General features: G+C 41.0%; 12 protein-coding genes. 7 read left to right on the top strand and 5 right to left on the bottom strand.

The features are described from left to right. Nucleotides 1-40: 40 nt before the first annotated feature. Complete coding sequence (gene sir, locus XEN7305_RS09780; RefSeq protein WP_006509243.1) at nucleotides 41-1,981, bottom strand: sulfite reductase, ferredoxin dependent; 1,941 nt, start codon at nucleotides 1,979-1,981, stop codon at nucleotides 41-43. A gap of 253 nt (nucleotides 1,982-2,234) precedes the next feature. Between sir and ppk2 the strand changes: the two genes are divergently transcribed. From ppk2 to XEN7305_RS09765, 3 genes are all read left to right on the top strand, one after another. Next, nucleotides 2,235-3,059 (top strand): polyphosphate kinase 2, encoded by an 825-nt coding sequence (ppk2, locus tag XEN7305_RS09775; protein ID WP_006509242.1) that lies wholly within the window; start codon nucleotides 2,235-2,237, stop codon nucleotides 3,057-3,059. Between the two features lie 101 nt (nucleotides 3,060-3,160). Further along, nucleotides 3,161-3,856, top strand: a complete 696-nt coding sequence (locus XEN7305_RS09770; RefSeq protein ID WP_006509241.1) for a DUF47 domain-containing protein — start codon at nucleotides 3,161-3,163, stop codon at nucleotides 3,854-3,856. Nucleotides 3,857-3,918: 62 nt separating this feature from the next. Continuing rightward, on the top strand, nucleotides 3,919-5,097 hold the full coding sequence (locus XEN7305_RS09765) for an inorganic phosphate transporter (RefSeq protein WP_006509240.1): 1,179 nt from the start codon (nucleotides 3,919-3,921) through the stop codon (nucleotides 5,095-5,097). A gap of 64 nt (nucleotides 5,098-5,161) precedes the next feature. On the opposite strand, the gene XEN7305_RS09760 is transcribed toward XEN7305_RS09765, so the two are convergent. Further along, the gene (locus XEN7305_RS09760) at nucleotides 5,162-7,438 is read right to left on the bottom strand and encodes a ribonuclease R family protein (RefSeq protein ID WP_006509239.1); all 2,277 of its coding nucleotides are present in this window, start codon (nucleotides 7,436-7,438) and stop codon (nucleotides 5,162-5,164) included. 479 nt (nucleotides 7,439-7,917) lie between these two features. Between XEN7305_RS09760 and XEN7305_RS09755 the strand changes: the two genes are divergently transcribed. Beyond that, a complete protein-coding gene (locus XEN7305_RS09755; RefSeq protein ID WP_006509238.1) occupies nucleotides 7,918-8,781 on the top strand; it encodes a hypothetical protein in 864 nt (287 codons plus the stop codon). A gap of 11 nt (nucleotides 8,782-8,792) precedes the next feature. Further along, entirely contained in the window at nucleotides 8,793-9,674 is an 882-nt protein-coding gene (locus XEN7305_RS09750) for a pentapeptide repeat-containing protein (protein WP_006509237.1), read from the top strand. A 78-nt stretch (nucleotides 9,675-9,752) separates the two neighbouring features. Here the strand turns inward: XEN7305_RS09750 and XEN7305_RS09745 are convergent, their stop codons facing one another. The 3 genes from XEN7305_RS09745 to XEN7305_RS09735 are packed head-to-tail and all read right to left on the bottom strand — an operon-like array spanning nucleotide 9,753 to nucleotide 11,652. Then, on the bottom strand, nucleotides 9,753-10,034 hold the full coding sequence (locus XEN7305_RS09745) for a type II toxin-antitoxin system RelE/ParE family toxin (protein WP_006509236.1): 282 nt from the start codon (nucleotides 10,032-10,034) through the stop codon (nucleotides 9,753-9,755). After that, nucleotides 10,031-10,297, bottom strand: coding sequence for a CopG family ribbon-helix-helix protein (locus XEN7305_RS09740; protein WP_006509235.1), 267 nt, complete (start codon nucleotides 10,295-10,297; stop codon nucleotides 10,031-10,033). Before XEN7305_RS09740 ends, XEN7305_RS09745 begins: the two co-directional genes overlap by 4 nt. Nucleotides 10,298-10,353: 56 nt before the next feature. Then, nucleotides 10,354-11,652, bottom strand: coding sequence for an FAD-binding oxidoreductase (locus tag XEN7305_RS09735; protein ID WP_202951260.1), 1,299 nt, complete (start codon nucleotides 11,650-11,652; stop codon nucleotides 10,354-10,356). A gap of 198 nt (nucleotides 11,653-11,850) precedes the next feature. On the opposite strand from XEN7305_RS09735, the gene XEN7305_RS09730 reads away from it, so the two are divergent. Together XEN7305_RS09730 and XEN7305_RS09725 are read left to right on the top strand one after the other, a co-directional pair. Next, complete coding sequence (locus XEN7305_RS09730; RefSeq protein WP_006509233.1) at nucleotides 11,851-12,114, top strand: type II toxin-antitoxin system Phd/YefM family antitoxin; 264 nt, start codon at nucleotides 11,851-11,853, stop codon at nucleotides 12,112-12,114. Nucleotide 12,115: 1 nt separating this feature from the next. Beyond that, on the top strand, nucleotides 12,116-12,385 hold the full coding sequence (locus XEN7305_RS09725) for a type II toxin-antitoxin system RelE/ParE family toxin (protein ID WP_006509232.1): 270 nt from the start codon (nucleotides 12,116-12,118) through the stop codon (nucleotides 12,383-12,385). Nucleotides 12,386-12,576 lie beyond the last annotated feature (191 nt).

Below are 12,576 nucleotides of genomic sequence, written 5' to 3'. Positions count from 1 at the left end.
CTCAAATCTTATAGATAATAATTAATTAGATTCAGCCCGACTAGCCATTGGCTTTTTTGGCAAAATAATCAGCTAGAGCATCAGCAATAACCTGATTCATTGGTCTCCCTTCTTGTTGTGCCATTTCCTTCAAGCGAGGGAAAATTTCATCGGGAACACTAACCCGTTTTTGATTTTTGCGGAACTTGCGTTGTTTGGTGGTGGTTTCTTCCATATAGCTACCTAATTTATAATCAGCAGAAAATTTACGAATTGCATCGAAGCCAATACGAGAGCAGAACAGGCCAAAACTTTCTCCTGCTTGACGCTTTTGTTTGAAGAAGACAAAGATAGGCTCAAAAAAGTCTTCTAATTCATCTACAGGCATTTTTTGCTCATAGGGTTGAGCTAGTTGGGTTTGATCTGGTGTCCCTCCCAGCCATACTTGGTATTTTTTGGGAGCACTACCTACAAAACCTAGTTCTGCCATATAGGGACGATCGCAACCATTGGGACAACCAGTCATACGGATGACAAAATATTCATCAGCCATACCTAGTTTAGTCAATAATGTGCGTATGCGATCGCTAATTTGAGGTAAAACTCGTTCCGATTCGGTAACAGCTAGTCCACAAAGGGGCAATGCAGGGCAAGCCATCGAATAGCGAGTAAATTTGTCGATCGCCTCGGGATTGGTTTCAATTCCTCTTTGAAGCAGTATCTGTTCAATCTCTGCTTTATTCTCTGGGTCAATCTCATAAAGAATAATATCGTGATTGGCCGTTAGGCGCATGGGAATATCAAATTTGCCGATTATTTCCCGTAAGGCAGTTTTAAGTTTCCACTCATCAGTGTCTTTGACCCGACCATTCTCTACCGACAAGCCAAAAAATAATTTGCCATCACCTTGTTCATGCCAACCGAGGAAATCTAGATATTTCCAATCGGGTAATTCTCGATAGGGAGCAATTGTCTTGCCAAAAAATTCTTCCAATTTGGCCTTGAATTTCTCCACACCCCAATCGTATAAGAGATATTTCATTCTGGCATGACGACGATTAAAGCGATCGCCATAATCTCTTTGGGTGGCTACAATAGCTTTGATCAGCTCATAGACATCTTCTTTCACCACAAAACCAATGGGATCAGCTATTCTCGCGAAGGTTTCTTCTTTATTATGGGTGCGACCCATGCCGCCACCAGCTAGAACATTAAACCCTTCTAATTCTCCTTGTTCATCGAGAATAACGACCAGGCTAATATCGTGGGTATAGACATCAATGGAATTATCCCCAGGAACAGTTACAGAAATTTTAAATTTCCGTGGCATATAGTGGGTGCCATAGATTGGTTCCTCATTGCCATGAATAACTGTCCCCGTGCCATTTTTCTGTCTGGCCGCTTTGACTTCCTCTGCTTCTTCGGCGCTAATGATCTTTTCGCCATCGAGCCAAATTTCATAATAAGCACCAGTTTGGGGCGTTAACAAATCAGCAATCTTATCTGCATATTCCCAAGCATATTGATATTCAGGTTTATTTTTATAAGGTGCTGGAGGTGCCATCACGTTACGGTTCAAATCACCGCAAGCCCCAAGAGTTGAACCCATATTGCGCACAATGGTAGCAATAGTTTCTTTTAGATTCTTTTTTAGGATGCCGTGGATTTGGAAACCCTGACGAGTAGTTGTCCTGAGAGTGTGGTTGCCAAATTCTTCTGACAATTTGTCTAGAGCTATATATAGCTGCGCGGGAATAAATCCTCCAGGAGAACGGGTACGCAACATCATTTGATAATCTTTTTCTTGGCCTTTTATCCGATTATCTCGGTTGTCTTGTTGATAAGAGCCATGAAATTTAAGAATTTGGATCGCATCTTCTGTAAAATGAGTTGTGTCTTGGAGTATTTCTGTAGCTACAGGCTCACGCAAGAAATTACTACGTTCTTTTGTGAACTCTAGCTTTGATACTTTCTTGGTCGGAGCAATTGGAGTTTGTACCATTTTGTCTATAAAATTTATTGCGGTGGAAATTCTCTTTAATGTTTAACTAGCAAATAGAGCGAATAAGAAGTCAAATTAATTTTGCGCAAGACTCCCATTGTCTCATTTTTTAGTAACAAAGAGCACCTTTTCTAAGTTGCGATCGCAAAAATTATCATAATATTTTCTTATGTTTTACAAAATCTGAATTTATGATTCAGGATCAAATATTCAAGGCTTTTATTAATTTAAGTAGGAATTATAGGCAAAAAAGATGGGTAAAAAGAAACAAGGAAAGCAAAAAAACTCAGAAAAGTTACCAAGACTTTCGAATAAAGTTTATGAAGCTGAAATAACAAAACTCCATGCCGAATTAGTTAAATTGCAATATTGGGTTCAAGAAAAAGGACTAAAAGTGATTGTCGTCTTTGAAGGCCGAGATGCAGCAGGGAAAGGAGGTGTCATTAAAAGACTTACCGAAAGAGTTAGTCCTCGGGTATTCCGTGTGGTTGCGCTGCCTACTCCTTCAGAGCGGGAAAAAACTCAAATGTATATCCAACGCTACATGCAACATTTTCCCGCAGCTGGCGAAGTCGTAATCTTCGATCGCAGTTGGTACAATCGTGCCGGCGTAGAGAGAGTTATGGGTTTTTGTGACAAGAAAGAATATGTAAACTTTCTGCAATATGTCCCAGGATTTGAGCATTATATAAAAGAGTCTGGAATCATCCTCATCAAATACTGGTTAGATACCAGTATGAAAGAACAAAAACGGCGTTTTAAGCAACGGATTGAAGATCCACGCAAGGTCTGGAAATTAAGCCCTATGGATTTAGAATCCTATAAGCGTTGGTATGAGTATTCTCAGGCTAGAGACAATATGTTACTTGCGACAGATCATGATGAGTCGCCTTGGTATATTGTCCCGGCGGATGACAAAAAACGCGCTCGGCTCAATTGTATTTCCCATTTCCTGAGTTTAATCCCCTATGAGGACTTGACCCCGAAGAAATTTGAACTGGGCGATCGCGATCTCACAAATGAGTATGATGATGAGCTGGCAATGGAAGAATTACATGTTGTTCCTCAGAAATACTAATTAATAAGTAATAAGTAATCAGTAATAAGTAATAAATGAGCGCCTTAAACCCTAAGACCTAACACCTAACACCTAACACCTAAAACCCAGTTTCTAAAATTATGTCGAAAGAAACCCCAGCCCTGTTTGGCAAAACAAAATTATTAGAAGGGCAAATTGATGAATTTCTCGATAAAGTTGCGGAAGGAGCAATTTACTTTGAGCTAGGAATTACTGCCTACATCAAAGCAGAGCGAGCCTCGGAGGCTTGTGAGGAAAAATTATCACAAATTATTACCCTCAAAGAAAGATGTCAGGATTTGAGGCGTTCGATTATAAATGTACTTTACAGCGAAATGTTAATCCCTGATTTTCGAGCAGACGTGCTTCGCTTGCTGACAGATTTGTTTTCTTTGCTTGATGCTATGGGAAACAATTTTCAGGAGCTGATGATTGAACAGGGCCAAAACTATCAAAATGAAGGTAATATTTCTACAACAGAAAGAGAAATCACTAAAAATTCATTTCTAGAGTTGGTTAAAGTTGTAGCACAAAGTGTCCAGACAGTAATTGTTGCGGCGCGCACTTTTTTTCGTGATCCCAAAATAGTCAGAGATCACATATATCAAGTCAGAGTTTATGAATCTGAGGCTGACAAAATCTCCATTAGATTGAAAAAGAGAATTTTTAATACTAACTTGAAATTTTCCGAAAAAATCAATTTACGAGATCGCGTTGATGCTATTGATGCGATCGCCAATAAGGCAGAAGATGTCGCAGATGAATTAGACATCTATGCAATTCAGCGAACCCTATAAAAAAAACTAGGTATTTAGGCGTTAAAGATTAGGGGCTAGGTTTTAAGGAAAACAAAAAATTTATGGAATTAATCGCTACTTTAATTTTCTTGTCCAGTGGCTTGTTTTTGGGCTGGTCACTAGGAGCTAATGATGCTTCTAATGTATTTGGTACGGCTGTTGGTAGTCGTATGATCCGTTTTTCCACCGCAGCTATTATTTGTAGCGTTTTTATCATAATTGGTTCGGTAACAGCCGGTGCAGGTGCCGCAGATGGCCTTGGAAAGTTGGGGGCGGTCAATGCCTTGGCTGGCTCTTTTACCGTAGCTCTAGCCGCTGCAATTACGGTATTATTTATGACCCAGTTGGGACTGCCTGTTTCGACTTCTCAAGCAGTAGTTGGTGCTATTGTCGGTTGGAATTGGTTTAGTGGCTCAGCAACAGATCTCAATGAGTTGGCCAAGATTTTAAGTACCTGGGTTGCTTGCCCTATCTTGGCGGCAATTTTCTCTGCTTTCATCTATAAGTTTGTTGTTCTATCGATAAAAAAAACGAAACCCCATCTTCTAAGTCTTGATAGAAATATCCGTTTGGGTTTGATTATTGTGGGTGCCTTTGGTTCCTATACTTTAGGAGCAAATAATATTGGTAATGTGATGGGGGTTTTTGTTCCATCTTCACCCTTCAAGGATCTTAAAATTTCAGGTATTTTTGATATTTCGGCGGTTGAGCAATTATTTTTACTGGGTGCGATCGCGATCGCGATCGGAGTTTTTACCTATTCTAAAAGGGTAATGATGACAGTTGGAGGAAGCCTCATGACCTTATCTCCCACAGGTGCCTTGGTAGTTGTCACCTCAAGTTCTTTAGTTCTCTTTGTTTTTTCTTCCACTGAATTATCTAATTTCGTTGCCAGTTTGGGTTTACCGCCGATTCCCTTAATTCCCGTATCTAGTTCCCAAGCAGTAGTCGGAGCAGTCATCGGAATTGCCATGTTGCAAGGGGCAAAGGGAGTTCGACAAGTCAAATGGGGTGTTTTAGGCGGCATTGCTTCTGGCTGGGTCACCACCCCGATTATTGCTGCTGTTATTTCCTTTATTTCTTTGTTCATTGTGCAAAATGTGTTTGCTCAAGAAGTTTACCAAACGGCTGTTAATCCTTCCCCAACTTCTGTAGTCGAACAATTAGCTTCGCCCTTGAGGGCAGAGGGCAGAGGGCAGAGGGCAGAGGGCAGAGGGAATAATTCTGACTTCTCCCTTTGAGACACAAGCCTCGCTTTGAAGGGCGAAAAAGGTTTTTGAACTAGTTATGGTTTAAGGATTTAGATTATTCCTCCTCCCATGCTCCGTTGTCATTCCCACTATCGTTGTTATTGTCATTACTGCTGCTATTTATCGTAACTAAATCAATTTGTTGACGGTAATAATCTACGCTTTTAACCTCTACTTCCACACGATCGCCTAAACGGTAAGTAGTATTGCTTTTGCGGCCTTTGAGACAACTTTCACGAGAGCGATATTCATACCAGTCATCTTTTAGAGAACTGACATGGACTAGTCCTTCTACCAACAAATCTTCAATTTCGACAAAGAAACCATAGGACTGGACTCCGGCAATAAGACCCTCAAAGATTTTGCCAGTACGTTCCTTCATTTTTTCCGCTTTTTTAAGTCCTGCGAGATCTTTTTCCGCATCCTCAGCAATTTTTTCGCGATCATTGAGACGGGGCAAAATGGCATGAAGCTCAATATCTAGTTGTTCATGCATTGCGGGGGGCAAGACGTTCCAAGCAATCTGACCACGGCAACTACTACTACCCAAATCTACTACTGTTTTAGTTCTACTGCTGCGGCGATCGCGCCCAGATTCAAAGACAGTTTTGATAATGCGCTGCACCACAAGGTCAATATATCTTTGGCCAGGGGAAATGCAATGGGTATAACCATTTTCGCAAGCTAGACCAAAATGTTTTCCCAGCTTCGTAATGTATTTGATAGGCTTTAGGGTATTTTGCAACAAATAATTGAGAACTTGGCTCTCAGCAGAAGTGGCAAATTTTTGAGTTAGGGATTGGTAATCATGGGGTTGAACTTCCCCTTCGGGATCAAGAGTAATTTCTAGTCCTAGATTATTACTTAACTTAATCAAATCATCCAACTCATCAACATCTGGTTCAGGTTGAATACAATAAATTCCCGGCACATCCCAAGCTTGGAACTGTTCGGCGACCACTTGTCCAGGCAATACCATCAATTCGGTCAATAAAGCTTTGATTGGCAAACTAGAAGTGGTCAAAATAACACCCAAACGCCCCTCATCCTGATTCAATCCTTTAACGGTGGGAGTGGTAATTTCAAAGCCGCCTCGCTGTAATCGCTGGGCCTTTACAAGGGGACTGAGGGTAAAGAAGAGATTGTTGAGCATGGCAACCGCAGGTTCTAGTTTGGCTGCAACTTCTGCTGACTCTCCCAATAAAGACTGGGCTTCTTGGTAGGTAAAATAATGATCTACCGAAACTACGCTGGGCTCTATTTTGGACTCGATGATCTCTCCCTGAGGATTGATTGTCATGGCAACTGAGATGCTCAAGCGGTTTTTTCCTGGCTTGAGAGAACAAATTTTACAAACTGCATCAGGGAATAAGGGGATAGTTCGTTTTTGGAGGTCGATCGCGGTACCTCTTCTCTGGGTAGTGCGATCGAGAACGGTATCCGCCTCTATGTAATGAGCCACATCCGCAATGTGAATTGTCAGTTGCCAATTTCCGTCCCCATTTTGCTCTAGGGTAAAAGCATTTTCAATCCAACTAGTATCTTCAGACGCTAGTTCCGCGCCGATCGCCACGGTTAACTTTTCTCTTAGATCCAATCGACGTTTGATTTCAGCTGCGGGAATTTTCGATGGTAAAGCCTCAGCTGCTTCAATTTCATTGGACTTAAAATCATGGGGCAGATCATGTTTGCAAGAAACAATATCGACATCAGAAGCTTCTTCAGCGTCACTTCCTAGGATCTTCGTAACTGTTCCTAAAGGAGCATGCTGTCCCAAAGGATAGCGCAAGACAGAAACATGAACCAAATGTTCAACTGCTTCGGCTAAATTTTGACCATTTTGCTCAAGATCTAATTCAAAGAGTAAACGATCGTCCAAAGGAACGGCTTTATAATGCTCTTCAGACTCAGTGACTGTTGCGAGCAGAGAAGGGTTAGAACGTTCTAAAATGAGTTTTACTTCTCCTTCAGGAGAACGACGACGACTTCCCTCCTTGATAGTTCTTACCAAGACGCGATCGCCGTTCCAGGCATTACTAAGATGACTTTCTCGAATATAAATATCATCCGCATTTTCTTCATCTTGAATCGCAAAACAAAAGCCTTTACTAGAACAGCGCAATTTTGCTTCGACGACATTTTCCTCTTTAAGGCGACGATACTTTCCCCGATCCTTGGTCAAGATACCTGTTTTTTCCAATGCATCCAAAACGATTTCTAATTTTTGAATGCTAATGTCATCTTCGCAACCTAGTTTTTTTTCTAAGTTTTTTTTGGCAACTAACTTATCATCTATAAATTGAGTTAGTAATGTAGCGATTGAAAAATCCATCAACAATAGTCCTTATTCTATGAAAGTAAATCGATCTCAGCCTTAATCTAAAAATAAATAGGTAATTCGTCTGAAAATTGACGAAGCCTATGTTAATCTAACCTAATAACTGCTTGCTAACCTCAAATAGCTACTTACATTTCAGCAATGTTTTCGACCTAATCAGGATTCAAAAGTAAGGGTTCTCCCGATTTGGTAATAACTAATCTAGGTTACTAGCATTGAGATTAATCGCCCATCTGCCCAACTGAATAAACGCAGTTACAGTCAGACTAGGGAGAAAATGATCACGAAGGTAAAAGAATCAAGCAGCAAGGAAGCACTCATAGTTTTGTGTTCCTCTCTTGGTGCGCGTTCCTTATTCCTCTCTCCTTAAGTTATTTCTATATTTTAATTTTTCTGTCACCAATGGCAAATTTCTTTTTGATTTTGGGTTAAAAATAGTAAATTAGTATTAACTCTCTCCGCACATATTGATAATGTTAAGCAAATTTCGTAATCTCTATCCTCAAGGCAGCATTCTTAGTGAGTTAATTGACATTGATCGAGGCATCTATATTGTTAGAGTATCAATACAAATTGAGGACATAATTTTAGCGACAGGCTTGGCTGGAGCAGATAGTGTGGAAAAAGCTGAGGATCATGCAAGAATTAGAGCATTGCAGACTCTAACTCTCGAAGATGGTCATTTGAGTTTGAATTTGGCAACTAGAGCCGATCAGGGAATTAAGACTTTTTCTCCCACAACTTCCTCTCCCACGGCTTCTGCTCTTATAGCTGCGGCACCCCCTGAGAAATCTTCCTCAAATAATCATCATGATTCTGAGGCTCCAGAGCAATTATCCGATCGCAAGGGCACCAATACCTCGACAACCGTAAGTCCCCAACCAGAGATTGTCACCGCCCCAGAGATTGCCACAAATAGGGTGAGTCCTCCATCAATTGCGAGTTCTCCTGTCCCAAAGGCTTTATCTCATGAACCTGTTATGGAGACAAAAAATATACCAGAGCCCGAACCAGAACCAATTCTTTATGCTCCTGAGCCAGAACCTGCTGTCTCTTATGCTCCAGAGTTGAAGGGAAATAGCTTAGAACCACCATTAGAGCTAGTGCCAACCGAGGAAGCTTATGCTCCCGAGCCGTCTACTATGCCAGAGCCTCCAGCTGAATTTGATTTTAATCAGATTCGGCATAAAATTGATCTAGAGATGAAACGCTTAAGTTGGACAAAAGAACAGGGTCGGGATTATCTCCTTAGCACCTATGGCAAGCGATCGCGCTTACATCTTACCGATGATGAGTTACTGGAATTTTGGCACTATCTAGAAACGTTACCTAACTAAAAAAACAGCATATGGCATCGCTCAAGAATGTACAAAAAGGAATTTCTCGTGTCCTAACAGCTACGGTTTTAACTTTTGGATTAATGTTGATCATGTTTCTGTTTGAAACTTTGATTGCTCACGAAGGACTAGAATGCGGACAACATCCAATCCGTCATCATCACAAACGACGCTCTGATCCCAAACCGCGAGAAGAGATCAAAGGGCCAAAGGACTGGTTTTTTTGTGAATTAGAAAATTCAGTTATGCTTGATGCCCTTGATGGTTTTGCGATTATTGTTGCTTTGTTTTTGTTTTTATTGGAAACTCCCGATCGCACTCAGCAGGCTCAGTATGAAGCTTGGCAAGTGGTCGATGCAGCTCACGGCTTGAAAACTAGTTATGCTAGAATCCAGGCGCTACAAGATCTTAATGGGGACAATGTTACTATGAAGGGTCTATTTGCCTCAGGTGCAGATCTCAGAAATATTGATCTTCATGGGGCAGATTTGAGTAATGCCGATTTTCAGGATGCGGATCTTCGGGGAGCCAATCTTAGTAATACGAATTTGAGTAATGCGAATCTTGCCAATGCCGATTTCAGCAATGTGAATTTAGCTAATGCTCGCTTGAGTGGTAGTGATCTGAGCGAGGCTAATTTTGTCGAAGCTAATTTAAATAATGTTGATTTTGTTGGCGCCATAATTACTGATACCAATTTTGTGAGAGCGAATTTGGAACGGGCCTATTTTGGCGATAATAACTTTATCAAAACTAACCTCAAAGATGCCAATATCAAGAAAACCAAGTTTTTTGGGGTCGAAAATCTTTCCTCTGCGCAAATCCAATCTGCTTCTCATTGGAAAGAAGCTATTTATGATGCAACATTGACCAATCAATTGGGACTTGGTTAGATTCTTTCAAGGTAATCTGCTTACCAAGCGCGATCGCTGCAAAAAGCGCTCCCTTATTTAGTTTAAATTAAGTTTTTTTCAAGAATCACGGTATTCTTTACCATGCCAAACTCTCAAAATCACTATTCTCTCTTCATTTTCATATAGATAACGAATCACATAATTGCCTGCGATTAATTCCCGAACGCCTTCTAAATCATTAACTGGACGGCCTTTCGCTGGATAAAGAGCCAGTGTGGCAATAGATTCTCGAATTCTCAGCGCAACTCTTGCCGCAGCTTCTTCACTATTAACAGCAATAAAATCTCTTAAGCGTTGTAAATCAGCTATGGCACTTACTGAAAATTGAATTTGGGTCATAATTTGGGTGCTTTTGTCTCATTAGCAGTCCCCCAGGTTTCAAGCCATTTCATCACTTCCTCCCCAGAAACTACTCGTCCAGCTTCTAAGTCGGCAAGGGCTTCTTCTGTCTCACGAAGCATCTGTTGTTTCTTTTCTTCGCGAGCAATGTAGAGTCTTAGGGCATCGTTAATAATCCAGCTTTTTGAGCGACTCAGATTTTTCGCAATACTGTTTAATTGATTTTCGAGGTCATCATCTAACCTAAAGCTTGTTGTCGTCATGTTATGTGTAAACTCTCACAAGAGGAAAAACGAATAATACAAACTAATACATCTTATTATTCTACATAACGTTGAGGATTAAAGATATTTTGGGGATCGAATTGTTGTTTGATTTTTTGCATCATAATGGCTGTATTTCCTGAATAACCCCAAATATCAATCTCCTGTTTAACGGACTTGGCTGCGCTTAAGACAGTGAGAAAACCCTGTTGCTGTTGGCATAGCGATCGCATTCTGGTGATGGCTGCTCGGTCTGATTCGAGCCACTGACATGACCCTAAACCACTGCCGATATGAATTCTAGCTAAAGATTTCGTTGGTGATATTTCTGCCAATTCTTGGAACAGTTGCACCGCCGAGCTGGGCAAGATTCCTAGCTTACAGGTAATCCCATCCGAGCTCTGGGGAATGCGAATCAGCTCCGATAGTTTTTGCCAGATTTGGGCTTCGGTTTCTTCTTGGTAACTGGTAACGGATAAATCTAAGGATTGGGCGATCGCGTCTAACTGTGAGCCTTGTTCGGCAATGCTTTCGGGAATAGTTTGAAACCGAACCAATAAACCCAGCTTATTGCCAAGCTCTAAAGCTGAGCTCACTGAGCCTGTAACCAAATCAGCAGCCGTTGGCGTCAGGCCGGAGTTTTTGATTTGCTTAATTGCTGTTGCGATGGATGGGGCATCTCCTGTGAGGATAAAAGTCTGGGCCGTTGCGGGAATCGGATAAGTGCGAAACGTAACTTGGGAAATAATCCCCAAACTGCCGTAGGAACCAGTAAACAGTTTCATCAGATCGTAACCGGCGACATTTTTCACTACTCTGCCGCCTCCTTTAGCAATTTTGCCATCGGCACGGACAAAGGATATGCCCAAAATTAAATCCCGAATTCCTCCGTAACCGTGACGCAAACTTCCTGTATCGGCGGTGGCCACAATGCCCCCAATAGTAGCTTCTTGAGGATAAATGGGGTCAATCGGTAGAAATTGCCCAGTTGCTTGCAATTTTGCTTGAAGATCTGCTAGTTGAACTCCTGCTTCTACTGTTACGGTGAGATCTCCTTCTGCATGATCGATAATGCGATCGCATTTTTGAGTACTTACTACTAGGTTAATCTTTTCGGTCAAACTGCCCCAATCCAATTTACTGCCATTGCCACAGGGGATGATGCGCCATTTTTCTTGGGCTGCGGCTTCGATAATTGTTGCCAAATCTGCCACAGTTTCGGGAACAGCTAGATAAATAGCATCGGTAGAATCGGTTACGGTCTGGGCTATTTTGGGTTGCCAAGTAGAATCGCTAACTTTTTCTAGTTGAGTATGAGCATTAATTATCGATTGAAGTTGCGCTGCGACCATCATTCTTATGAGTAAGTTTTTTCCCTATCCTCAAGTTTGCGTTACTGCCTGTTCCCTTAGCAAGCTTACAGCGTAAAAAATTTCTGTTCAGACCGAACCAAGCTTTCTTGATTTATTTATTAATGTGCGATCGCGTATTTTCTCAATCCCATCAGGAGATTAGCTAGTGTACACTATGTACATAGAGTACAAATCATCACTATGAAATCTTTATCTTCAGGAGAAGCCAGAAAAAACTTTGCCGATACTCTCAATCAAGTAGCCTATGGCTCAGAACAAATTGCTATTAAGCGTTCTGGGAAGGAAGCTGTCTATCTGATTTCGGCTAAGGACTATGAGCTTTTTCAACAATTGTTGCAGCAAGCGGAAGATCGGATCGATCTTGAAGCAGCAGAATCTAGAATGAATGATCCACAGCGGAAAACTATTGGCTTTGATGAGTTTTTTGATGATTTAGAGGCTTAAGTTGAATTTCTACACAATCAAGTTTGATAGCCGAGTTAAAAAAGATTTTAGATCCATCCAGTCTCAAGATATAAAACGTATTAAAAATGCGATTGCGGAACTAAGCAAGAATCCTCGTCCCGAAGGTTGTGCCAAACTTAAAGGTGATAAGCACGACTACTATAGAATACGAGTTGGAAAATATAGGGTTGTTTATTTGGTGGAAGATGAGATTTTATTAATTTTAGTAGTCAGAGTAGGTCATCGTAAGGAAATTTACAAGAAACTCTGATGCCACTGACTCACCAAAACGGATTTATCTCTCTGCTCACTGTGCAACGTGAGTTCGACGAAAATTTGAGAGAAAAGAAAGGCTGACATTGTATACTCATAATAAGCAGAATTAGAGAATCTCAGCTAATTTTATGATGACATCAAGATTAGATATCACAGCAATTTTTTGCGACGTAGATGATTTTTGTC

This window comes from Xenococcus sp. PCC 7305, from assembly GCF_000332055.1.
In the GTDB taxonomy this organism is placed as follows: Bacteria; Cyanobacteriota; Cyanobacteriia; order Cyanobacteriales; family Xenococcaceae; genus Xenococcus.
The sequence above is the reverse complement of the archived record's forward strand: the minus strand, read 5'-3'. Positions and strand labels throughout refer to the sequence as shown.

What these genes read in the sequence shown, in the direction of transcription:
- sir (WP_006509243.1), bottom strand. Translation starts at nt 1,981, where the DNA reads ATGGTACAAACTCCAATTGCTCCGACCAAGAAAGTATCAAAGCTAGAG.
- ppk2 (WP_006509242.1), top strand. Translation starts at nt 2,235, where the DNA reads ATGGGTAAAAAGAAACAAGGAAAGCAAAAAAACTCAGAAAAGTTACCA.
- XEN7305_RS09765 (WP_006509240.1), top strand. Translation starts at nt 3,919, where the DNA reads ATGGAATTAATCGCTACTTTAATTTTCTTGTCCAGTGGCTTGTTTTTG.
- XEN7305_RS09740 (WP_006509235.1), bottom strand. Translation starts at nt 10,297, where the DNA reads ATGACGACAACAAGCTTTAGGTTAGATGATGACCTCGAAAATCAATTA.
- XEN7305_RS09750 (WP_006509237.1), top strand. Translation starts at nt 8,793, where the DNA reads ATGGCATCGCTCAAGAATGTACAAAAAGGAATTTCTCGTGTCCTAACA.
- XEN7305_RS09745 (WP_006509236.1), bottom strand. Translation starts at nt 10,034, where the DNA reads ATGACCCAAATTCAATTTTCAGTAAGTGCCATAGCTGATTTACAACGC.
- XEN7305_RS09735 (WP_202951260.1), bottom strand. Translation starts at nt 11,652, where the DNA reads ATGATGGTCGCAGCGCAACTTCAATCGATAATTAATGCTCATACTCAA.
- XEN7305_RS09770 (WP_006509241.1), top strand. Translation starts at nt 3,161, where the DNA reads ATGTCGAAAGAAACCCCAGCCCTGTTTGGCAAAACAAAATTATTAGAA.
- XEN7305_RS09760 (WP_006509239.1), bottom strand. Translation starts at nt 7,438, where the DNA reads ATGGATTTTTCAATCGCTACATTACTAACTCAATTTATAGATGATAAG.
- XEN7305_RS09730 (WP_006509233.1), top strand. Translation starts at nt 11,851, where the DNA reads ATGAAATCTTTATCTTCAGGAGAAGCCAGAAAAAACTTTGCCGATACT.
- XEN7305_RS09755 (WP_006509238.1), top strand. Translation starts at nt 7,918, where the DNA reads ATGTTAAGCAAATTTCGTAATCTCTATCCTCAAGGCAGCATTCTTAGT.